Origin of the sequence: Streptomyces sp. NPDC050546, from assembly GCF_044457425.1 — a bacterium.
Taxonomy (GTDB): Bacteria; Actinomycetota; Actinomycetes; order Streptomycetales; family Streptomycetaceae; genus Streptomyces.
Genome location: NZ_JBITGX010000011.1, coordinates 288,433 through 309,712, shown reverse-complemented (window position 1 = coordinate 309,712; position 21,280 = coordinate 288,433). Strand labels below are relative to the sequence as shown.

Sequence of the window (21,280 nt, the reverse complement as noted above, 5' to 3'; positions counted from 1 at the left end):
CCCTCCAAGTACCGCAGGACGGCGGTTGCCCGCCGGTTCACCTGGTCGATCGGGGACAGATCGAGCTGGATCGTCCCGGACGGCTTGTGGGAGATCGCGAAGCCGTTGCTGCTGGGACGCCCGGGGCGAAGGCGGTGAGGTCATCCTTGGCGTCCAGGAACATCTGTTTGACCTGGGGAAACTGTGCGCCAAGCATGTCGGCGACCGTGTGGAGCTGATTGCGGACAGCGTCCTGGCCGGGCTGGGCGAAGATGGTGCGGATGGTCGCGGCGACCAGGGAAGGCCCTGACAGCGCCGAAAGAAACGAACGCGCTGGTCGGGGCCCACCCCCTCAGCACTCGATGATGTTCACCGCCAGCCCGCCCCGGGCCGTCTCCTTGTACTTCACCGACATGTCCGCCCCGGTGTCCTTCATCGTCTTGATGACCTTGTCCAGGGACACCTTGTGGGAGCCGTCGCCGCGCATGGCCATGCGGGCGGCGGTGACGGCCTTGACCGCGGCCATGCCGTTGCGTTCGATGCACGGGATCTGGACCAGCCCGCCGACCGGGTCGCAGGTGAGGCCGAGGTTGTGTTCCATGCCGATCTCGGCGGCGTTCTCGACCTGTTCGGGGGAGCCGCCGAGGACCTCGGCCAGGGCGCCCGCGGCCATCGAGCAGGCGGAGCCGACCTCGCCCTGGCAGCCGACCTCGGCACCGGAGATGGAGGCGTTCTCCTTGAACAGCATGCCGATCGCGCCCGCGGCGAGCAGGAAGCGGACCACGCCCTCCTCGTCGGCGCCGGGCACGAAGTTGACGTAGTAGTGCAGGACCGCCGGGATGATGCCGGCCGCGCCGTTGGTCGGGGCGGTGACGACCCGGCCGCCGGCCGCGTTCTCCTCGTTGACGGCCATCGCGTAGAGGGTGATCCACTCCATGGCCAGGGCCAGCGGGTCGCCCTCGGAGCGGAGCTTGCGCGCGGTGTTCGCGGCGCGGCGGCGCACCTTGAGGCCGCCCGGCAGGATGCCCTCGCGGGACATGCCGCGCGCCACGCAGGACTCCATCACCCGCCAGATCTCCAGCAGGCCGGCCCGGATCTCCTCCTCGGTGCGCCAGGCGCGCTCGTTCTCCAGCATCAGCGCCGAGATGGACAGGCCCGTCTCCTCCGCCAGGCGCAACAGCTCGTCGCCCGTGCGGAAGGGGTACTTCAGGGCCGTGTCGTCGAGTTTGATGCGGTCCGCTCCGACGGCTTCCTCGTCGACGACGAAGCCGCCGCCGACCGAGTAGTAGGTCTTCGTCAGCAGTTCCGCGCCCGAGGCGTCGTACGCCCACAGGGTCATGCCGTTCGCGTGGTACGGGAGGGCCTTGCGGCGGTGCAGGACCATGTCGTCGTCGAAGGAGAACGCGATCTCGTGCTCGCCCAGCAGATTCAGCCGGCCGTCGGTCTTGATCGCCTCCACCCGGTCGTCGGCCTTCTCCACGTCGACCGTGCGCGGGGAGTCGCCCTCCAGGCCGAGCAGGACCGCCTTGGGCGTGCCGTGGCCGTGGCCGGTGGCGCCGAGCGAGCCGTACAGCTCGGCACGGACCGAGGCGACCGACTCCAGCAGCTCCTCGTTGCGCAGCCGCCGGGCGAACAGGCCGGCCGCGCGCATCGGGCCGACCGTGTGGGAGCTGGACGGGCCGATGCCGATCGAGAACAGGTCGAAGACCGAGATGGCCACGGGAACTCCTGACTACGGGGGTGGTGCGGTGGGGCCGGGCGCCGCGACCGCTTGTGGCGGGCACGGCGCCCTGAAAGGTTTCTTCGCTACTTATGAGGTGCTGCTTGTGAGGTGGTGCTTTTGCAGGTGTTGCTTGTGCAGGTGTCGCTCTGCGGGCGCTACTTGTTCAGGCCCGCGTACAGCGGGTGCCTGTCGGCCAGGGCCTGCACCCGGGCCTTGAGCGCGTCCGCGTCGTAGGACGGCTTGAGCGTCTCGGCGATGACGTCCGCGACCTCCGCGAAGTCCTCGGCCGTAAAGCCCCGGGTCGCCAGGGCCGGCGTGCCGATCCGCAGGCCGGACGTCACCATCGGCGGGCGCGGGTCGTTCGGGATGGCATTGCGGTTGACCGTGATGCCCACCTCGTGGAGGCGGTCCTCGGCCTGCTGTCCGTCCAGCTCCGAGTGGCGCAGGTCGACCAGGACCAGGTGCACGTCCGTGCCGCCGGACAGGACGTCCACGCCCACGGCCCGGACGTCGTCCTTCACCAGACGCTCGGCCAGGATGCGGGCACCCTCCAGCGTACGGCGCTGGCGCTCCTTGAAGTCCTCGGAGGCGGCGACCTTGAACGAGACCGCCTTGGCCGCGATCACGTGCTCCAGCGGACCGCCCTGCTGACCGGGGAAGACAGCGGAGTTGATCTTCTTGGCCAGTTCGGCCGTGGAGAGGATCACACCGCCGCGCGGGCCGCCCAGCGTCTTGTGGGTGGTGGTGGTGACCACGTGCGCGTGCGGTACGGGGTTCGGGTGCAGCCCCGCCGCCACCAGCCCGGCGAAGTGCGCCATGTCGACCATCAGGTACGCGCCGACCTCGTCCGCGATCCGGCGGAACTCGGCGAAGTCCAGCTGCCGCGGGTAGGCGGACCAGCCCGCGACGATCAGCTTCGGCCGGGACTCCTTCGCCAGCCGCTCGACCTCGGCCATGTCGACCCGGCCGTCGTCGCCGACGTGGTAGGCGACGACGTCGTAGAGCTTGCCGGAGAAGTTGATCTTCATGCCGTGGGTGAGGTGCCCGCCGTGCGCGAGGTTCAGACCCATGATGGTGTCGCCCGGCTTGAGCAGAGCGAACATCGCGGCGGCGTTGGCCTGGGCACCGGAGTGCGGCTGGACGTTGGCGTGCTCGGCGCCGAACAGCTCCTTGACGCGGTCGATCGCGATCTGCTCGACCACGTCGACGTGCTCGCAGCCGCCGTAGTAACGGCGGCCCGGGTAGCCCTCGGCGTACTTGTTGGTCAGGACCGAGCCCTGTGCCTCCATGACCGCGACCGGGGCGAAGTTCTCCGAGGCGATCATCTCGAGCGTGGACTGCTGCCGGTGCAGCTCGGCGTCGACCGCGGCGGCCACGGCCGGGTCGAACTCGTGCAGGGACGTGTTCAGGACGGACATACGGCTACGACCTCTCAGCCGGCGGAGAACGCGGTGTACTCGTCGGCGGAGAGCAGGTCGCCCGGCTCGTCCGTGACGCGCACCTTGAACAGCCAGCCGCCCTCGAAGGGGGCCGAGTTCACCAGCGACGGGTCGTTCACGACGTCCTCGTTGACCTCGGTGACCTCGCCGGAGACCGGGGAGTAGAGGTCGGACACGGACTTGGTCGACTCCAGCTCGCCGCAGGTCTCGCCCGCGGACACGGCGTCACCGACCTCCGGGAGCTGGACGAAGACGACGTCGCCGAGCGCGTTCGCCGCGTGCTCCGTGATACCGATCGTCGAGACGCCGTCCTCGGCGCCCGACAGCCACTCGTGCTCCTTGCTGTACCGCAGCTCTTTGGGGTTGCTCATGGCCTGGATTCTCCTGTACGCGCGGGAGTGCTGATAAATGCTGATGAATGTTGATGAAGGAAACCGCTGGTGAGCGGGGGGGAGAGACGCCCGGGACCGCTGTGGCGGCCCGCGGCCGGTGTCCGCTTCCGGCGCTTGGCCGGTCGCTACTTCTGGCGCTTGTAGAACGGCAGCGCCACGACCTCGTACGGCTCGTGACTGCCCCGGATGTCCACGGCCACACCGGACGTGCCGGGCGCCGCGTGCGCGGGGTCGACGTACGCCATCGCGATCGGCTTGCCGAGCGTGGGGGAGGGGGCGCCGGAGGTGACCTCGCCGATCACCTCGCCGCCGGTGACGACCGGGTACCCGGCGCGCGGGACCCTACGGCCCTCGGCGACGAGGCCGACCAGGACGCGCGGCGGGTTCTGCTCGGCGCGTGCGGCGGCCTCGGTCAGGGCCTCGCGGCCCACGAAGTCGCCCTCCTTCTCGAACTTCACCACCCGGCCGAGCCCGGCGTCGAAGGGCGTCAGGGAGGTGCTCAGCTCGTGCCCGTACAGCGGCATGCCCGCCTCCAGGCGCAGCGTGTCGCGGCAGGACAGCCCGCACGGGACCAGGCCGGCGCCCTCGCCCGCCTTGGTCAGGGCCTGCCACAGCTCGACGGCGTGTTCCGGCTTCACGAACAGCTCGAAGCCGTCCTCGCCGGTGTACCCGGTGCGGGCGATGAGGGCCGGGACACCCGCGACCGTGCCGGGCAGACCGGCGTAGTACTTCAGGCCGTCGAGGTCGGCGTCGGTCAGGGACTTCAGGATCCCCGGGGACTCCGGGCCCTGGACGGCGAGCAGCGCGTAGGCGTCCCGGTCGTCGCGCACCTCGGCGTCGAAGCCGGCGGAACGTTCCACCAGTGCGTCCAGGACCACCTGGGCGTTGGAGGCGTTGGCGACCACCATGTACTCGGTCTCGCCCAGCCGGTAGACGATCAGGTCGTCGAGGATGCCGCCGTCGGCCTGGCAGATCATGGTGTAGCGGGCACGGCCGGGCTTGACCCCGCCGATGTTGCCCACCAGGGCGAAGTCGAGGAGGTCGGCGGCCCCCGGGCCGGTGACGGTGATCTCGCCCATGTGGGAGAGGTCGAACAGCCCGGCCTTCGTGCGCACGGCGTTGTGCTCGTCGCGCTCGGAGCCGTAGCGCAGGGGCATGTCCCAGCCGGCGAAGTCGGTCATCGTCGCGCCGAGCGAACGATGCAGGGCATCGAGCGCGGTGTGGCGGAGTTCTCCTGTACTGCTCATCGGTCGTTGTCTCCCAGGCATGACGGCGAGGTCGTTCCTCCCCATCTGTCATCGGAACCTGAGAGGTTCGCCATGACCACACGGGACACGGCTTGCACCTTGGGTGGAGCCACGCCACTCCCCGGACTCCGGAGAAGGGTGCGGCCCGCTTTTCAGATGTGCCTCGCCCGCGCGGTAACGGGGCCTGAGAGATTCAAGGGAGGGACTTGCTCCTTCGGCGCCCCAGCGTCGGACGGTGCTGGGGACTCTCCCGCGCGGATTCAAACGGCCGGTATGCAGTTGGCGCGCACATCATTGCACGCATTGTCGCGGGGTGGCAGGGGGACCACCCTGTAGCAGGGATGTTGCAGGAAGAGGACTAAATCCAGAGACATCGGGCATTACCTTCTCTTTACACTCGGCGGGCATGGGACTCCGTACCTGGCCCCAGGGGAGGACGATCACGGTGAACAGGACCACCGCGTACGCCACGACATCGGGCATCGCGCTGCCCGAGCAGCCGACCGCTCCGGTGCGCGCGGCCTGCGGCCCGCAGCCGGTGCCGGTCGTCCGCGATCTGCGCGAGCGCGCCGGCCTCGGCCCGCACGCGCTGCTGTTCGGCCCCCGCGACCTCGTCGTGGTCACGGGCCTGCCCGGGAGCGGCAAGTCCACGCTGATGCGGCGCACCGTGCCGGGCCGGCGCATCGACTCCCAGGACACCCGCGACCACTGGGCCGGCCGCATGCCGCGCGCCCTGCCGTACGCGGTCTACCGCCCGCTCGTCCGCCTCGCCCACTACGCGGGGCTGCGCCGCGCCCTGCGCACCGGCGAGGGCGTCGTCGTGCACGACTGCGGAACACAGGCCTGGGTCCGCCGCTGGCTGGCCCGCGAGGCCCGCCGCCGGGGCGGCACGCTCCATCTGCTGATGCTCGACGTCACCCCCGAGCAGGCCCTGGCAGGCCAGCGCGACCGCGGCCGCGGCGTCTCGCGGTACGCGTTCCTGCGCCACCGCGCGGCCACCACCCGCCTCCTGCGAGAGGTGGAGCGCGGCGAACTCCCCACGGGCTGCGGCTCGGCGATCCTCGCCGACCGCGACGCGGCGAACACCCTGCACCACATCGGCTTCGCGGGCTGACGCCCCCGGCCCATGGTCCGGCACGGCCGGGCCGGCGGTCCGCGGCCGACGGCTCTGGTTATCGGGCCGGCGGCCGTGGCCGGTGATCCGTGTTCAGGGGCCGGCGGCCGGGTTGATGAGCCGTATTCGTGGGGCTTGGCGGCCGTGGTCGGTGATCCGTGTTCATGGGGTCGGGCGCCGGAGTCGGTGAAGCGTGTTCACGGGTGGGCAGCCGCGGTCGGTGAGCCCGGAGAACGCGGGTCGGCCGCCCGCGGCCCCGCGGCGTGGTTCACGGGGTGGTCGTCCCCCGTTCCCGAGCCGCTAGCCTTTGAGCCACAGCAGTGGTTTCAGGCAGGCGGTAGGCAGATGGACTTCCCGGCGGACTTCTCCGCGGACTTCCCGGCGCAGACGCAGACCCACCCGCACGGCGGATGGCCCGGCAACGAGCTGGAGGAGGTGCTCTCGGCATCCCTCGGCGCCGGCCCCTCGGCCGGCGGGCGGATCGTCGAGGTGCTCGGCCGGAGCTTCGTGTGGATCCCGCTGCCCAGCGGCGGCGGCCCGCAGAGCGGCCCCCTCGACCTCCCCGGCATCGAGATCGACGGCCAGGCGTTCGTGCCGGTGTTCAGCTCCGAGGAGCAGTTCCGCCAGGTCGTCGGCTCGCACATGTCGTACACCATCGCGCCGGCCGTGGAGTTCGCCCGTGGTCTGCCCCCGCACGCGGGGATGGCCATCAACCCCGGTGGCGTGGTCGGCATCCCGCTTCCGCCGCCCGCCGTCGCCGAGCTGTGCCGGGCCGGCCGGACCCCGCTGGACGGTCCCGCGAGCGGCGGCCGGGTCCGTCTCTTCGAGCCCGACTGGCAGGACGACCCGGTGGACTTCCTCGCCGCGGCCTCCGCCGAGTTCGAGGCGATCGGCGTCGTCGCCACCGCCCGCCGCTGCCTCGCCGCGATCGAGACCGCCGATCCGGTGATGTTCGTCGGCGTCGAACTCTCCCAGTGGGAAGGCGACCTGCGGGCCCTGCCCCTGGACGCCCTCACCCGCGCCGTCACCGCCGCCCCGGCCCCCTGGCCCGTCAACCTGGTCCTGCTGGACGTGGCGGAGGACCCGGTGGGCGAGTGGATGAAGAACAGGGTCCGACCCTTTTACCAGCAGTAGGTCAGATACCTCAGGGGCGCGGGGCTGTGACACCATGCGGCTCCGCCGCGTGGGCGCGACAAGCCACACACGACCCGCACTCGCGAACCGGCACCAAGCCCCGGGCACCTGCGCGGGCTTAAGCTAGGTCACGGTCGAGGCGTTGTACGAAGGGGCGGTAAAGGTGAGCGCGAGCGGCACGGCCGCGGCCGGACAGGTCGAGCACATGCTGCGCCAGGTCACGCCCGGGCGTTATGACGCCTATGAGGCTCTCCTGCGCGCGCTCGCGACCCCGCACAGCGGCCAGATCTGGATGCTCCTGTGGCACGGTCAGGCCGGATCCCCCGACGCCCAGTACGGAAACATGGAGGTCCAGGGCTGCGGCTACGCCCCCTGTGTGACCTCCGCCCAGGAGCTCTCGGCGAGCGGCTGGAACCGCAGCTACGAGGTCGTCGACGGAGTCGACGTGGCCCGCGCCCTCTATCCCGACCACTACGGCCTCTGGCTCAACCCGCACGCCCCCGGCGGCGGCGTCGGCATCCCCTGGCTCGACCTGCGCCGGATCGCCACGGGCCTGGACCGCCAGCCCGCCGGACCCCTGCGGCTGTCCGAACCGGCCATCGAGATCCCGCAGTTCTACGCCCTGCTCGCGCAGAACGCCCACCGCACCCCGGCCGTCCGCTCGCTGCGCCGCGCCTGGGTGCAACCCGCGCTCGGCGCGCCGTATCTCGCCATCGGACTCGACGTCTACGACACCTCGCCGCCGGCCGTGGACTCGGTGCGCGCGATGATGCAGCAGTCCCTCGGCGCCGTACCGGACGGGCTCCCCGTCTCGACCGTCGCGATGTCCGACGAGCACGACCCGGTCGCCATGTGGCTGCGCGCCGGCGCACGCCCCTTCTACGACCGTGAGGCCCACGCCACCGCTCCTGTCCAGGCCCCCGTCTCGGGCTACGGATACCCCCCGGCCCAGGGCAGGTACTGACCCGTTCCGCAGGTCCCCCGAAGGCCGTTCCCGCACCGCCCCCGAACGCGACAACCGTTCAACTCTCCGCGCGTAGATAAGGGTTAAATGGGCAGAGATGTCCTAATATCCCCCTGACGCGGCGTGTCCGGCCGCTGTTACCCGTTGTCCGGATAACGGAACCCTGCAGACAGCATCACGTTTACGCATCCTTTCATCGCCAAGTCTGGCAACAGATCGCCAAAGCGTTGAAGACTCCCCGCAAGACACGGGCCGGGTCGGTCTCGTGTACGAGACAAACAAAACCGCTACAGCGGCAGCCAGGGGACGGCGATCGCCGGCCCGAGAGGGGTCAATCGCACCGTGACCGCACCCATCGAGACCACCGGGGCGGAAGCCGGAGCACAGCCCGAGGCCGTGCTCGCCGGGGTCAAGAAGAGCCAGATCGAAGGGCGCTCGCTCACCCAGATCGCCTGGATGCGCTTCAAGCGGGACAAGGTGGCGATGGCGGGAGGCGTCGTCGTCATCCTGCTCGTCACGATGGCGGTGCTCTCCAAGCCGATCCAGTGGATCTTCAACCTCGATCCCAACAAGTTCAACCAGGACCTCATCGACCCCGCGCTGCTCGCACCCAAGGGCGGCTGGGGAGGCATGAGTTGGGACCACCCGCTCGGCGTGGACCCCCAGTACGGCCGGGACATGCTCGCCCGCATCATCGACGGCTCCTGGGTCTCCCTCCTGGTCGCGGGCGGCGCCACGCTGCTGTCCGTGTGCATCGGCACCGTGCTCGGTGTCGTCGCCGGGTACTACGGCGGCTGGATCGACAGCGTCATCAGCAGGCTGATGGACACCTTCCTGGCGTTCCCGCTGCTGCTGTTCGCCATCTCGATCTCGGCCTCGGTGCAGGACGGCTTCTTCGGTCTCGACGGCCTGTCCCTGCGCATCTGTGTGCTGATCTTCGTGATCGGCTTCTTCAGCTGGCCGTACATCGGCCGCATCGTGCGCGCCCAGACGATGACCCTGCGCAAGCGGGAGTTCATCGAGGCCGCCACCAGCCTCGGGGCACGGGGCCCATACGTCCTGTTCCGGGAACTGCTCCCCAACCTCGTCGCGCCGATCCTCGTCTACTCGACGCTGATCATCCCGACGAACATCCTCTTCGAGGCCGCGCTGAGCTTCCTCGGTGTCGGCATCGCTCCGCCGCAGGCCTCCTGGGGCGGCATGCTCAGCAACGCTGTGGATCTCTACACGGCTGATCCGCAGTACATGTTCGTGCCCGGACTGGCGATCTTCATCACCGTCCTGGCCTTCAACCTGCTGGGTGACGGGCTGCGTGACGCCCTCGACCCTCGCAGCAAGTGATCCATCGAATGAGGGGGCTTCCTCAGGTGAAGACGAGAAGGGTGACCGCCGGCGTTGCGTCGGTCCTGGCACTGTCGCTGGGTGCTGCCGCGTGCGGCGGCGGAGGTGACGACAACGACGGGGGAGGCAGCGGCAAGAAGGACGCCGCGCTGAACTCGATCGTCAACGCGTCGAGCAAGAAGGGCGGGACGGTCTCGTACGAGCACTCGGACGTGCCGGACTCCCTCGACCCGGGCAACACGTACTACGGCTGGGTACAGAACTTCTCCCGCCTCTACGGCAGAACGCTCACCACGTTCAAACCGGCGGCGGGCAAGGACGGCCTGGAGGTCGTGCCTGACCTCGCCGAGGGCCTCGGCAAGTCCAGCCCGGACGCCAAGACCTGGACGTACAAGCTGCGTTCGGGTGTGAAGTTCCAGGACGGCACCCCGGTGACGTCCAAGGACGTCAAGTACGCCATCGAGCGCTCCAACTTCGCGCCCGAGGCCCTGTCCAACGGCCCGACGTACTTCAAGGCGTACCTGGAGGGCGGCGACAAGTACAAGGGCCCGTACAAGGACAAGTCCGCCGAGGGCATCAAGTCCATCGAGACGCCGGACGACCAGACGATCGTCTTCAAGCTGAAGCAGCCGTTCGCCGACTTCGACTACCTGGCGACGTTCTCGCAGACGGCCCCGGTGCCGCAGTCCAAGGACACCGGCGCGAAGTACGTGCAGGCCATCCAGTCCACGGGCCCGTACCAGTTCCAGTCCTACGAGGAGGGCCGCAGCGCCACCCTCGTGCGCAACCCGCAGTGGGACGCGAAGACGGACCCGAACCGCAAGGCCCTGCCGGACAAGATCACGATCAAGTTCAAGGTCAACCCGGTCACGGTCGACAACAACCTGCTCTCCGACAAGATCACGGCTGACGCGGCCGGCACGGGTGTGCAGCCGCAGACCCAGCCGAAGGTGCTGCGCGGCAAGTACGCCAACCAGACGGACAGCTCGTACGCCGGTGCGACGCAGTACATCGCGCTGAACGTGAACGTGAAGCCGTTCGACAACGCCGACTGCCGCAAGGCCGTCCAGTGGGGCCTCGACAAGCAGTCGGTGCTCGACGCCATGGGCGGTTCGCCGAAGGGCGACGTGGCGACCACGCTGCTGCCGCCGTCGGTCAACGGCTACACCAAGTTCGACACCTACGCGACCGAAGGTCACAAGGGTGACGTGGCCAAGGCCAAGGCGGCGCTGAAGGCGTGCGGCAAGCCGAACGGCTTCAACACGATCCTGACGGCCCGTTCCGACCGGCCCGCCGAGGTGGCGCAGGCCACGGCCGTCCAGGCGTCGCTGAAGAAGATCGGCATCAACATCGAGATCAAGCAGTTCCCCTCCGGCAAGTACTTCTCCAACTTCGCCGGTGTCCCGAGCTACGTCCACGACAACAAGCTCGGCATGCTCTCGATGGCGTGGGGCGCCGACTGGCCGACCGGCTACGGCTTCCTCGACCAGATCATCAACGGTGCGGCCATCAAGCCCTCGGGCGGCAACAACCTGATGGAGCTGGACGACCCGAAGATCAACAAGGCCCTGACGGACGCGATCGCCAACACCGACGACGCGGCCCGCACCAAGGCCTGGGGTGACATCGACAAGATGGTGCTCGACAACGCCTCGGTCGTGCCGGTCATCTACCGCAAGAACCTGCTGCTCAGGCCGACGTCCGCGGCCAACGTCACGGTGACGCAGGCCTACCTCGGCATGTACGACTACCTGCTGATGAGCTCCGCGAAGTAACCAGCAGGCCGGATCCTTTCGAAAGGCAGGTGAAGGCACCGGGTGGCCGCGGCGGACGACCCCGCCGCGGCCACCCGGGGCCGTACAGCTGTGGCTGCGTACATCCTCCGACGCGTCATGGGCGCGGTGCTGTTGCTGCTGGTGGTCAGCGCAGTCACTTTCGCCATCTTCTTCCTGGTGCCCCGCCTCGGGGGCCAGACGGCCGACCAGTTGGCCACCCAGTACGTCGGCAAGGACGCGAACCCCGAGTCCGTCGCCGCGATCAAGCAGAACCTCGGGCTGGACCAGCCGGTCTACGTCCAGTACTGGGACTTCATCAAGGGCCTCGTGATCGGCGCCGACTACAAGTTCGGTCCGGACGCGACGCACTGCGGCGCACCCTGCTTCGGGTACTCCTTCAAGAGCCACATCGAGGTGTGGCCCCAGTTGGAGCAGCGGATCCCGGTCTCCTTCTCGCTGGCCATCGGTGCGGCGGTGATCTGGCTGATCTCCGGTGTGACCACCGGCGTGATCTCGGCCCTGCGCAAGGGCAAGCCGATCGACCGCTTCTCGATGTTCATCGCGCTCGCCGGCGTCTCGCTCCCGATCTTCTTCACCGGCCAGATCCTGCTCGCGCTCTTCGTCTACGAGATCCCCATCTGGGAGAGCATCGACTACGTCCCGTTCACCGAGAACCCGGCCGAATGGGCCTGGCACATGGTGCTGCCCTGGGTCAGCCTCGCCTTCCTCTTCTCCGCGCTCTACGCCAGGCTCACCCGGGCGGGCATGCTGGAGACGATGAGCGAGGACTACATCCGGACGGCCAGGGCCAAGGGCCTGAAGGAGACCACGGTCGTGGCCAAGCACGGCCTGCGCTCCGCGCTCACCCCGATCGTCACCATCTTCGGCATGGACTTCGGCACCCTCGTCGGCACCGCGGTGCTCACCGAGACCGTGTTCTCCCTGCAGGGCATCGGTGCCTACTCGGTCCAGGCCATCAAGGACAACGACCTGCCCATCGTGATGGGCGTGACCCTGGTCGCCGCGTTCTTCATCGTCTTCTGCAATCTGATCGTCGACCTGGTGTACGCCGCCATCGACCCCCGGGTGAGGTACTCGTGAGCAAGCTCGACAAAGCCGCGCTCGGCGAACCGGACTCCGTCGCCCCGTCCACCGCGGACGACGTGTTCCTGTCCGTACGGGATCTGCGCATCCACTTCGACACGGACGACGGTCTGGTCAGGTCGGTGGACGGCGTCAGCTTCGATGTGCGCAAGGGCAAGACCCTGGGCATCGTGGGCGAGTCCGGCTCAGGCAAGTCCGTCACCTCGCTCGGCGTGATGGGCCTGCACCGCTCGGCGCGTGCCAAGGTCTCCGGCGAGGTGTGGCTGGACGGCCAGGAGCTGATCGCGGCCGACCCCGACGAGGTGCGGCGGCTGCGCGGCCGGAAGATGGCCATGATCTTCCAGGATCCGCTGTCGGCGATGCACCCCTACTACACGGTGGGGCAGCAGATCGTCGAGGCCTACCGGGTCCACCACGACGTCAACAAGAAGGTCGCCAGGCAGCGGGCGGTCGAGATGCTCGACCGGGTCGGCATCCCCGAGCCCGCCAAGCGCGTGGACGGCTACCCGCACGAGTTCTCCGGCGGTATGCGCCAGCGCGCGATGATCGCCATGGCGCTGGTGAACAACCCCGAGCTGCTCATCGCCGACGAGCCGACCACCGCCCTGGACGTCACCGTGCAGGCGCAGATCCTCGATCTGATCCATGACCTGCAGAAGGAGTTCGGCTCCGCGGTCATCATGATCACCCACGACCTGGGCGTGGTCGCCGAGATGGCCGACGACCTGCTGGTGATGTACGGCGGCCGCTGCGTGGAGCGCGGTCCCGCCGAGGACGTGTTCTCCGAGCCCCGGCACCCCTACACCTGGGGCCTGCTCGGCTCGATGCCGCGTATGGACCGGGAGGAGACGGACCGGCTCATCCCGATCAAGGGCGCGCCGCCCTCCCTGATCAACCTCCCGTCCGGCTGCGCCTTCAACCCGCGCTGCCCGTACGCGGACATCCCGAAGGACAACGTCACCCGCACGGTCCGCCCCGAGCTGACCGAGGTCGGCGGCGGGCACTGGGCCGCCTGCCACATGACCCAGGAGCAGCGGGAGCGTATCTGGACCGAAGAGATTGCGCCGAAGCTGTGAGCGACGACAAAACGGTGAGCAAAGACAGCGAACCGGTGAAGAAACCGGACACCAGCGGGGCCACCCTCACCAAGGACTCCGCCGCCGACGGCGATGTCCTGCTGAAGGTGACCGGCCTCCAGAAGCACTTCCCGATCCGCAAGGGCCTGCTCCAGCGGCAGACCGGCGCGGTGCGCGCCGTCGACGGCATCGACTTCGAGGTCCGCAGGGGCGAGACCCTCGGTGTCGTCGGCGAGTCGGGCTGCGGCAAGTCCACCATGGGCCGGCTGATCACCCGGCTGCTCGAACCGACCGACGGCAGGGTCGAGTTCGAGGGCAAGGACATCACGCACCTCGGCACGAGCGAGCTGCGGCCGATGCGCCGTGACGTGCAGATGATCTTCCAGGACCCGTATTCCTCGCTGAACCCGCGGCACACGATCGGCACGATCGTCGGCGCCCCCTTCAAGCTCCAGGGCGTCGAGCCCGAGGGCGGGGTGAAGAAGGAGGTCCAGCGGCTGCTGTCGGTGGTCGGCCTCAACCCCGAGCACTACAACCGCTATCCGCACGAGTTCTCCGGCGGCCAGCGCCAGCGCATCGGCATCGCCCGCGCGCTCGCGCTCAACCCCAAGCTGGTCGTGGCGGACGAGCCGGTCTCCGCGCTGGACGTGTCGATCCAGGCGCAGGTGGTGAACCTGCTGGACGACCTCCAGGAGGAACTGGGCCTGACGTACGTGATCATCGCGCACGACCTGTCGGTCGTCCGGCACGTCTCGGACCGGATCGCGGTGATGTACCTCGGCAAGATCGTCGAGCTGGCCGAACGCGACAAGCTGTACAAGTCGCCGATGCACCCGTATTCCAAGGCCCTGCTGTCGGCCGTGCCGATACCGGATCCGAAGCGCCGGGGCGTCAAGAGCGAGCGCATCCTGCTCAAGGGCGACGTGCCCTCGCCGATCGCCCCGCCGAGCGGCTGCCGCTTCCACACCCGGTGCTGGAAGGCGACCGAGATGTGCAAGACGACCGAGCCGCCGCTGGTGGAGCTGCGGGCCGGGCAGCGCGTCGCCTGCCACCACCCGGAGAACTTCGAGGACCAGCAGCCGCAGGACACCAAGCTGCTGTCCTCGGCTCACGAAGCCGCCGCGGAGAACAGCACGCCCTCCGTCGAGAAGTGATTCCACCCGAGCCCCCGCCCCCTCACCCGGGGGCGGGGGCTCGGCCATGGGTAAAAATGTTCGGGTGCTCCAGGAACTCTTCACCCCGTCCGTCCAGCACTCGCTCGAGCTGATCGGCATCTTCGTCTTCGCGATCTCCGGCGCGCTGCTGGCCGTCCGGAAGAACTTCGACGTGTTCGGCATGGCCGTCCTCGCCGAGGTCACCGCGCTGGGCGGCGGTCTCTTCCGTGACCTGGTCATCGGGGCCGTACCGCCCGCCGCCTTCTCGGACCTGGGGTACTTCCTCACCCCGCTGCTCGCCACCCTCCTGGTCTTCTTCCTGCATCCCCATGTGGAACGCATCCAGGTCGCCGTGAACGTCTTCGACGCGGCAGGCCTCGGCCTGTTCTGCGTCGCCGGGACGATGAAGGCGTACGAGTACGGGCTCGGCCTGACCGCCTCCGCCTGTCTGGGCCTGGCCACCGCGGTGGGCGGGGGCGTGCTGCGGGACGTGCTCGCCAACGAGGTGCCCTCGCTGCTGCGCTGGGACCGCGACCTGTACGCGGTCCCGGCGATCGTCGGCGCGACGATGGTGGTGCTCTGCATCCGCTACGACGTCCTGTCCCCGCTGACCAGCGCCCTCGCGGTGATCACCGCCTTCGTCCTGCGGCTGCTGGCCATGCGATACCACTGGCGAGCTCCGCGGGCGTGGCACCGGCGGTCGACGGTGAGCGAGGAGGAGCAGCCCCTCCTGCCGTGACGGGCCGGCGACCCGTCATCTCCGTCAGCCAGCGGAACGCCGGGACGACCTGGGGCCGCCACAGCGCCATGGTGTGACCGCCCGCGCTCCTCGGCACGAACACCACATGCACCGTCGTCGGGGCCTTCGCGGTCTCTTCCAGCGCCACGGCCGCCTCGTAGCCGTCGTGCGGCTGGCCGGAGAGGTAGAGCGCCACCCGCGGCGGGGCGGGCGCCTCGCGCAGCAGCACGCAGGGGTTGTTCCCGGCCCGCAGGGCGGGGCTCTGCGGGGCGAGCGAGTCGCGTTCGCCGATCGGGTCGTTGTAGCCGGACAGGCTGACGGCGGCCCGGTAGCGGTCGGGGTGGGCGACGGCGAGCTTGGCCGCGCAGTGCGCCCCGGCCGAGTAGCCGGCGACGGCCCAGCCCTCGGGGGCGGACTCGGCGCGAAAGTTGTCCATGACCATCCTCGGCACATCGACGCTCAGCCAGGTGTCGGCGTCGACCGTGCCCGGGATGTTGGCGCACCCGGTGTCCACCCCGGGCAGCAGGCTGGTGCGCGGCGCGACCAGGATGAACGGGGCGACCTGCCCGTCGCGCATCAGCGGCAGCAGCTGCTCGTGCGCGTGCAGCGAGCCGAACCAGGCCTTCGCCGAGCCGGGATAGCCGGGCAGCAGCTCGACGACCGGGAACCGGTGATGCCGGTAGGCCGGTTCGCCGTACTGCGGCGGCAGCCAGACGTAGACCTCGGCGTTCACGCCCGACACCCGGCCCTTGAGCTGGGTGACCCGCACCCCGCCGGCCGCACGCATCCCGGGCCCGGTGGCCGGCTCGAAGACCTGGCGCACCCTGGGCAGCCGCTCCAGGGCGAGGCCGCCGGTGCCGTCGGCGCCCAGATCGGCGGCCTGCCGCACATGGTCGCCGGTGCCCAGCAGATCGCCCCAGGTGTCGTACAGGCTGTTGGCGTTGTTGACCAGCGTGAAGACCAGGGCCACGGCCGTCCCTTGCGCGAACAGCAGCATCAGCGTCCGGGCCGCGGCGCGCACGACCCGGGGCCCGCGCAGGCGCGACCAGAGGACCAAGGGCAGCACGAGGGCGACGACGGACAGCACGACCAGCGTGCAGAGGAACGGGGTCCCGGTGAGGCTCATGCCCGTACAGAGGACGGGAACGGCCCGCAGGTGTCCGGACGAGTCGGACACTTACCGAGATATTGCCCGTGTCTCACCGAGTTCGAAGGCTGGGGGAGAGGGGAAAGCTACCGCTTAGTAGTTAGTTCTTGTACTGTTCAGCCATGCCAGAAGCAGCCACCGCCCCGGCCGTCCGGGCCACGATCGGCGACAGCGAGTTCGACCGCGACACCGCGCTCACCCTCCGCGCACCCGGCGTCTACGACATCGACCTCTCCGCCGGCTGGACGATCATCAGCGCCGTCAACGGCGGCTATCTGCTGGCCGTCCTGGGCCGCGCGCTCGCGGACGCCCTGCCGCACTCCGACCCGTTCACCGTCTCGGCGCACTATCTGACCGCGTCCCAGCCCGGCCCGGCGGTCGTCCGCACGGACGTCGCCCGCACCGGCCGCACCCTGTCGACCGGCCAGGCCTCCCTCTTCCAGTACGACGAAGAGGGCCGAGAGGTGGAACGCATCCGCGTCCTCGCCTCCTACGGCGACCTGGACGCCCTGCCCGACGACGTCCGTACGACGGCCGAGCCGCCCGCGATCCCGCCGATGGAGCACTGCTTCGGCCCCGAGGACGGGCCGGCGCCCGTCGACGGCAGCTCGGCCATCGCCGACCGTCTGATGCTCAAGCTGGACCCGTCGACGCTGGGCTGGGCTCTCGGGCAGCCGTCCGGCAAGGGCGAGATGCGTGCCTGGTTCGGGCTCGCGGACGGCCGCGACCACGACCCGCTCTCCCTGCTGCTCGCGGTGGACGCCCTGCCGCCCACCGCCTTCGAGATCGGGCTCAAGGGCTGGGTCCCCACGGTCGAGCTGACCGTGCACGTCCGCTGCCGCCCGGCCCCGGGCCCCCTGCGCGTCTCGATCACCACGCGCAACCTCGCCGGCGGCTTCCTGGAGGAGGACGCCGAGGTCTGGGACAGCGCCGACCGGCTGGTCGCCCAGTCCCGACAGCTCGCCCGGGTCAGGCTCGGGTGAACTTTGCCTCACTGACAGGCGGATCACAGGGCGTGCCGAGGAGAGTCCTGAGCGGCGTTGGTTGAGTGCTCGCCTCAGGACTTCCTCACCTTCCCTGGAGCTGTCTCTCATGAAGCGTGCTCGTCTCCTCCCTGCCGTGGCCCTGCTGGCGCTCTCGCCGCTCGCCCTGGTGGCCTGCGGCTCGGGTGACTCCTCGTCGTCCTCGGGCAGTAGCGGCGGCTCCGGACAGCAGCAGGCCTGCCAGGCGCCGTCGGGGGCGCCTTCGGGTGCCCCTTCCGGGGCTCCGTCGGGCGCACCGTCCGGAGCGCCGTCGGGGGCTCCCTCCGGAGCGCCGTCGGGGGCTGCTTCCGGAGGCGCCAAGCCGTCGGGTGCGCCGTCCGGGGCGCCCTCGGGTGCGCCCAGTGGTGCGCCGGGCGGTGCTCAGGGCGGCGGGCAGGGCGGTCCCGGCGGTGGTCAGGGCGGCGGCTGCGGTGGGCCCGGCGGCGGTCAGGCCTCGGGCGGGCAGGGGCAGCAGACCCCGCAGGCGCAGAAGGAGCAGTAGGTGTAGAGGTGTAGAGGTGTCGATGGTCGGGGGCCCCGACCAGGGCCCTCCGGAACACGACAGGGGCGGCGCGCTCGGCGAACGGGCGTGCCGCCCCGCCGCGTTGCGCGCCTGGTGTCAGTCCAGCCAGTGGTGGCGGCCGAGGCCGATCAGCCGCATCTGGCGGGTCGCCACCTGCGTGACGTGCCGGGTCCGCTCCGCACGCTCCTTCTCCGGGCCCTCCAGCGCCTCCAGGAAGAGCGACGCCGTGATCAGCATCTGGTCGACGTAGAGGTGCGCGAGCATCAGCAGGTCGTCCTCGGTCCAGCCCTCGGACACCGGGTCCTTGGCCAGCTCGTCCTTGACCTCCTGGGCGAACCGGGCCAGTTGGTCCCGTATCGCCTCCCGTACCGGCTGGACTCCGCCATGGCGTTCACGGGCGATGAACCGGACATGTGCGGGGTACCCGTCGACGTGACGGGCGATCAGCTCGATGGCGCGCGTGATGCGTTCCTCGTGGTCGCCGGTTGCGGACACCGTCGTCCGGATCATCGGGTGCAGGCTCCCCAGCGCCTCCTCGACCAGGGCCACGCCCAGATCCGCCGTGGAGCGGAAGTGCCGGTAGAAGGCCGTCGGGGCGACGCCGACGGCGCGCGTGACCTCGCGCAGCCCGAGGCTGCTCAGGCTCTGCCCCTCCAGCAGCCCCAGGGCCGCGTCCAGGAGTGCCTGCCGGGTCTTCTGTTTCTGGGCCTGCCGGATGCCGAGGGTGTGACTCATACCATGCAGTTAACAACTGTTCTCTGGAATTGGAAAGTCATGTGAGACGCTAGACTGGGAAGTCAGTGAACAACTGTAACCACAACCGTTCACCGAAACCCTGGGGGCTTTTCCCATGCTGTTCATCGTCGCCGCACTCCTGCTGCTGGGGGTCGTGCTGGGCACCGTGGCCCACGCGCCGCTCACCTTCTCCGTCGCCGCCGGCGTGGTCATCGCCGCCTGGCTCGGCATCTTCGCGATCCGCGAGCGCCACAGCCGCCGGCGCCACACGCAGGCCCACTGACCACCGTCCCGCCGATCCGACTGGGAGTCGATCATCATGCAGCTCACCGCTCCGGCCACGCGCCGCACCGGTATCCGCGACACCGACGGTATGGCCGTCGCGTCCTTCGTCCTCGGCCTGCTCGGCCTGCTCGTCCTCAACCTCTTCCTCGGTCCGACCGCCATCGTGCTGGCGAGCGTCGCCCTGTGGCGCGGCACCGCGCGCCCCGGCCGCGCCTACCTGGGTCTGGGCCTGGGCATCGCCGACCTGCTGGTGCTTGCGGCCTTCATGGAGTTCGACAGCACGATCTCCTGGAGCTTCTGAGCCGCCGTCTCCCGGAGCTCTGAGCTGTCGTCTCCCGGAGCTTCTGAGCCGCCGTCGGACGACCGTGCGCCGGCACGGCGCGGCCGGGCCCGTGGACGACGGGCCGCAGCCGCGCGGGAAAGCGGTTCACGTTCGGCCAACCTTGCTCTGAGGCCCGTGGAACCGGAGCCGTAGAATCGGGCTCACCATGGCTTACCTCGACCACGCCGCGACCACCCCGATGCTTCCGGAGGCGGCAGAGGCGCTCACCGCGCACCTGGGTGCCACCGGCAACGCCTCCTCCCTCCACGCATCCGGCAGGCAGGCCCGCCGTACCGTCGAGGAGGCCCGCGAGACCCTCGCCGAAGCCCTCGGCGCCCGCCCCAGCGAGGTCGTCTTCACCTCGGGCGGCACGGAGGCCGACAACCTCGCCGTCAAGGGCCTGTACTGGTCACGCCGCGACGCCGATCCGGCCCGCACCCGCGTCCTCGCCAGCCCCGTCGAGCACCACGCCGTCCTCGACGCCGTCCACTGGCTCGGCGAACACGAGGGCGCCACCATCGAGTACCTGCCGGTCGACGCCCACGGCCGCGTCCAACCGGACGCCCTGCGCGAGGCGATCGCCCGCGACCCCGACGACGTGGCCCTCGCCACCGTCATGTGGGCGAACAACGAGATCGGGACGATCCTGCCGATCCGCGAACTTGCCGACGTGGCCGCCGAGTTCGGTGTCCCCCTGCACTCGGACGCCGTCCAGGCCTTCGGCCAGATCCCCGTGGACTTCGCCGCCTCGGGCCTCGCCGCGATGACGGTGTCCGGCCACAAGATCGGCGGCCCCTACGGCATCGGGGCGCTGCTCCTCGGCCGCGAGTACGCCCCCGTACCGGTCCTGCACGGCGGCGGCCAGGAACGCCATGTGCGCTCCGGCACCCTCGACGTGCCCGCCATCGCCTCCTTCGCGGTCGCCGGGCGGCTGGCCGCCGAACAGCGCGAGTGGTTCGCCCGCGAGATCGGCGCCCTGCGCGACGCCCTGGTCACCGCCGTCCGCTCGGCCGTGCCGGACGCGATCCTCGGCGGCGACCCCGCACCGGAGGGCCGCCTCCCCGCCAACGCGCACTTCACCTTCCCCGGCTGCGAGGGCGACTCCCTCCTCCTCCTGCTCGACGCCCAGGGCATCGAATGCTCCACGGGCTCCGCCTGCACCGCAGGCGTCGCCCAGCCCAGCCACGTCCTCCTCGCCACCGGCACCGACCCCGACCTCGCCCGCGGCACCCTCCGCTTCTCCCTCGGCCACACCTCCACCGAGTCCGACATCAAGGCCCTCGCAAAGGCCATCGGCCCAGCGGTGGAACGGGCACGGGCGGCGGGGCTGACGTAGCGCGGGCGGCGGGGCTGACACAGCGCGCCGGGGCCGGCCGGTCAGGCCGGAGCCGTACGTGCCTGCTTTACCGCCTGTTTCACCAGCCGCATGTACTTGTCCCAGTCCCAGTGCGGCCCCGGGTCCGTGTGGTCCGTGCCCGGGACCTCCACGTGGCCGATGATGTGCTCGCGGTCGACGGGTATGTCGTAGCGCGCGCAGATGCGGGCCGTGAGGCGGGCCGAGGCTTCGTACATCTCTTCCGTGAGGTCCTGCGGGCGGTCCACGAAGCCCTCGTGCTCGATGCCGACACTGCGCTCGTTGTAGTCGCGGTTGCCCGCGTGGTACGCCACGTCCAGCTCGCGGATCATCTGTGTGACGTGCCCGTCCTGGCGGACGATGTAGTGGGTGGCCGCCTTGTGCCCCGGGTCCTGGAAGGCCTTCACCGCGCTGTCGAAGCTGCCCTGCGTGACATGGACGATCACCATGTCTATGCCGAAGTCGTCGGGGCGGTCCGCCCGGCGCCAGTTCGCCTCCGACGCCGCCACCCAGCGGGCACCCGTGAAGTCGACCTCGCCCGGCTTGCGCGGCTTCTCGACGCCGGGAGCCCGCCACCACAGCCGCGCGAGCTCGTCCCGGGCCAGCACGGCCGTGCCCGCCGCTGCCGCCGCCCCGCCGATCAGCAGCGCGCGGCGCCCGACCTTCCGGTCGCCGTCCTTCGAAGCCTTCCGCTGTCCCATGTGATCGTCA

The 21,280-nt window shown here is 70.1% G+C and carries 21 protein-coding genes, 1 pseudogene and 2 riboswitches; of the genes and pseudogenes, 14 read left to right on the top strand and 8 right to left on the bottom strand.

The annotated features are described in order from the left end of the window. Positions 1 to 124 precede the first annotated feature (124 nt). The 5 genes and pseudogenes from ACIBK5_RS27650 to gcvT all read right to left on the bottom strand — a co-directional run. Positions 125 to 277 (bottom strand): annotated as a pseudogene (locus ACIBK5_RS27650) (IS256 family transposase); the annotation flags it as partial. 54 nt (positions 278 to 331) lie between these two features. Further along, positions 332 to 1,699: an L-serine ammonia-lyase gene (locus tag ACIBK5_RS27645; RefSeq protein WP_399023473.1), complete on the bottom strand. Its 1,368-nt coding sequence runs from the start codon at positions 1,697 to 1,699 to the stop codon at positions 332 to 334. Between the two features lie 158 nt (positions 1,700 to 1,857). Then, positions 1,858 to 3,120, bottom strand: coding sequence for a serine hydroxymethyltransferase (glyA, locus tag ACIBK5_RS27640; protein WP_399023471.1), 1,263 nt, complete (start codon positions 3,118 to 3,120; stop codon positions 1,858 to 1,860). 14 nt (positions 3,121 to 3,134) lie between these two features. After that, positions 3,135 to 3,512, bottom strand: coding sequence for a glycine cleavage system protein GcvH (gene gcvH, locus ACIBK5_RS27635; protein WP_399023469.1), 378 nt, complete (start codon positions 3,510 to 3,512; stop codon positions 3,135 to 3,137). 146 nt (positions 3,513 to 3,658) lie between these two features. Next, a complete protein-coding gene (gene gcvT, locus ACIBK5_RS27630) occupies positions 3,659 to 4,780 on the bottom strand; it encodes a glycine cleavage system aminomethyltransferase GcvT (protein ID WP_399023468.1) in 1,122 nt (373 codons plus the stop codon). Positions 4,781 to 4,815: 35 nt separating this feature from the next. Then, positions 4,816 to 4,941, bottom strand: a riboswitch (glycine riboswitch). 1 nt (position 4,942) lies between these two features. Then, positions 4,943 to 5,043, bottom strand: a riboswitch (glycine riboswitch). Between the two features lie 182 nt (positions 5,044 to 5,225). Between gcvT and ACIBK5_RS27625 the strand changes: the two genes are divergently transcribed. From ACIBK5_RS27625 to ACIBK5_RS27585, 9 genes are all read left to right on the top strand, one after another. Then, entirely contained in the window at positions 5,226 to 5,894 is a 669-nt protein-coding gene (locus ACIBK5_RS27625) for an AAA family ATPase (protein ID WP_399023564.1), read from the top strand. 345 nt (positions 5,895 to 6,239) lie between these two features. Continuing rightward, positions 6,240 to 7,028: an enhanced serine sensitivity protein SseB gene (locus ACIBK5_RS27620; RefSeq protein ID WP_399023466.1), complete on the top strand. Its 789-nt coding sequence runs from the start codon at positions 6,240 to 6,242 to the stop codon at positions 7,026 to 7,028. Between the two features lie 163 nt (positions 7,029 to 7,191). Next, positions 7,192 to 7,992, top strand: a complete 801-nt coding sequence (locus ACIBK5_RS27615) for an enhanced serine sensitivity protein SseB C-terminal domain-containing protein (RefSeq protein ID WP_399023464.1) — start codon at positions 7,192 to 7,194, stop codon at positions 7,990 to 7,992. Between the two features lie 342 nt (positions 7,993 to 8,334). Beyond that, positions 8,335 to 9,333 (top strand): ABC transporter permease, encoded by a 999-nt coding sequence (locus tag ACIBK5_RS27610; protein WP_399023462.1) that lies wholly within the window; start codon positions 8,335 to 8,337, stop codon positions 9,331 to 9,333. Between the two features lie 8 nt (positions 9,334 to 9,341). Then, the gene (locus tag ACIBK5_RS27605) at positions 9,342 to 11,108 is read left to right on the top strand and encodes an ABC transporter substrate-binding protein (RefSeq protein ID WP_399023460.1); all 1,767 of its coding nucleotides are present in this window, start codon (positions 9,342 to 9,344) and stop codon (positions 11,106 to 11,108) included. Positions 11,109 to 11,198: 90 nt separating this feature from the next. Then, the gene (locus tag ACIBK5_RS27600) at positions 11,199 to 12,209 is read left to right on the top strand and encodes an ABC transporter permease (protein ID WP_399023562.1); all 1,011 of its coding nucleotides are present in this window, start codon (positions 11,199 to 11,201) and stop codon (positions 12,207 to 12,209) included. Further along, positions 12,206 to 13,288, top strand: a complete 1,083-nt coding sequence (locus tag ACIBK5_RS27595; protein ID WP_399023458.1) for an ABC transporter ATP-binding protein — start codon at positions 12,206 to 12,208, stop codon at positions 13,286 to 13,288. The genes ACIBK5_RS27600 and ACIBK5_RS27595 overlap by 4 nt, the downstream gene beginning before the upstream one ends. Further along, positions 13,285 to 14,442 (top strand): ABC transporter ATP-binding protein, encoded by a 1,158-nt coding sequence (locus tag ACIBK5_RS27590; protein ID WP_399023456.1) that lies wholly within the window; start codon positions 13,285 to 13,287, stop codon positions 14,440 to 14,442. The genes ACIBK5_RS27595 and ACIBK5_RS27590 overlap by 4 nt, the downstream gene beginning before the upstream one ends. A 46-nt stretch (positions 14,443 to 14,488) precedes the next feature. After that, positions 14,489 to 15,181, top strand: coding sequence for a trimeric intracellular cation channel family protein (locus tag ACIBK5_RS27585; RefSeq protein ID WP_399023454.1), 693 nt, complete (start codon positions 14,489 to 14,491; stop codon positions 15,179 to 15,181). Here ACIBK5_RS27585 and ACIBK5_RS27580 read toward each other — a convergent pair. Beyond that, a complete protein-coding gene (locus tag ACIBK5_RS27580; RefSeq protein WP_399023452.1) occupies positions 15,072 to 16,307 on the bottom strand; it encodes an alpha/beta hydrolase in 1,236 nt (411 codons plus the stop codon). The genes ACIBK5_RS27585 and ACIBK5_RS27580 overlap by 110 nt on opposite strands. Positions 16,308 to 16,450: 143 nt before the next feature. Here ACIBK5_RS27580 and ACIBK5_RS27575 point away from each other — a divergent pair, with 143 nt between their 5' ends. Together ACIBK5_RS27575 and ACIBK5_RS27570 are read left to right on the top strand one after the other, a co-directional pair. Beyond that, positions 16,451 to 17,311 carry a thioesterase family protein gene (locus ACIBK5_RS27575; protein WP_399023450.1) on the top strand — a complete coding sequence of 287 codons (861 nt, stop codon included), beginning with the start codon at positions 16,451 to 16,453 and terminating at the stop codon, positions 17,309 to 17,311. Between the two features lie 109 nt (positions 17,312 to 17,420). Then, positions 17,421 to 17,852 (top strand): hypothetical protein, encoded by a 432-nt coding sequence (locus tag ACIBK5_RS27570; RefSeq protein WP_399023448.1) that lies wholly within the window; start codon positions 17,421 to 17,423, stop codon positions 17,850 to 17,852. A gap of 117 nt (positions 17,853 to 17,969) precedes the next feature. Here the strand turns inward: ACIBK5_RS27570 and ACIBK5_RS27565 are convergent, their stop codons facing one another. Next, on the bottom strand, positions 17,970 to 18,608 hold the full coding sequence (locus ACIBK5_RS27565; protein ID WP_399023446.1) for a TetR family transcriptional regulator: 639 nt from the start codon (positions 18,606 to 18,608) through the stop codon (positions 17,970 to 17,972). Between the two features lie 115 nt (positions 18,609 to 18,723). Between ACIBK5_RS27565 and ACIBK5_RS27560 the strand changes: the two genes are divergently transcribed. The 3 genes from ACIBK5_RS27560 to ACIBK5_RS27550 all read left to right on the top strand — a co-directional run bounded on the left by ACIBK5_RS27560 (position 18,724) and on the right by ACIBK5_RS27550 (position 20,551). Then, positions 18,724 to 18,891, top strand: coding sequence for a hypothetical protein (locus ACIBK5_RS27560; RefSeq protein WP_184598666.1), 168 nt, complete (start codon positions 18,724 to 18,726; stop codon positions 18,889 to 18,891). A 36-nt stretch (positions 18,892 to 18,927) separates the two neighbouring features. Further along, positions 18,928 to 19,194: a DUF4190 domain-containing protein gene (locus ACIBK5_RS27555; protein WP_382497112.1), complete on the top strand. Its 267-nt coding sequence runs from the start codon at positions 18,928 to 18,930 to the stop codon at positions 19,192 to 19,194. 187 nt (positions 19,195 to 19,381) lie between these two features. After that, on the top strand, positions 19,382 to 20,551 hold the full coding sequence (locus ACIBK5_RS27550) for a cysteine desulfurase family protein (RefSeq protein WP_399023444.1): 1,170 nt from the start codon (positions 19,382 to 19,384) through the stop codon (positions 20,549 to 20,551). Positions 20,552 to 20,592: 41 nt separating this feature from the next. Here the strand turns inward: ACIBK5_RS27550 and ACIBK5_RS27545 are convergent, their stop codons facing one another. Beyond that, complete coding sequence (locus ACIBK5_RS27545) at positions 20,593 to 21,270, bottom strand: N-acetylmuramoyl-L-alanine amidase (protein WP_399023443.1); 678 nt, start codon at positions 21,268 to 21,270, stop codon at positions 20,593 to 20,595. Positions 21,271 to 21,280 lie beyond the last annotated feature (10 nt).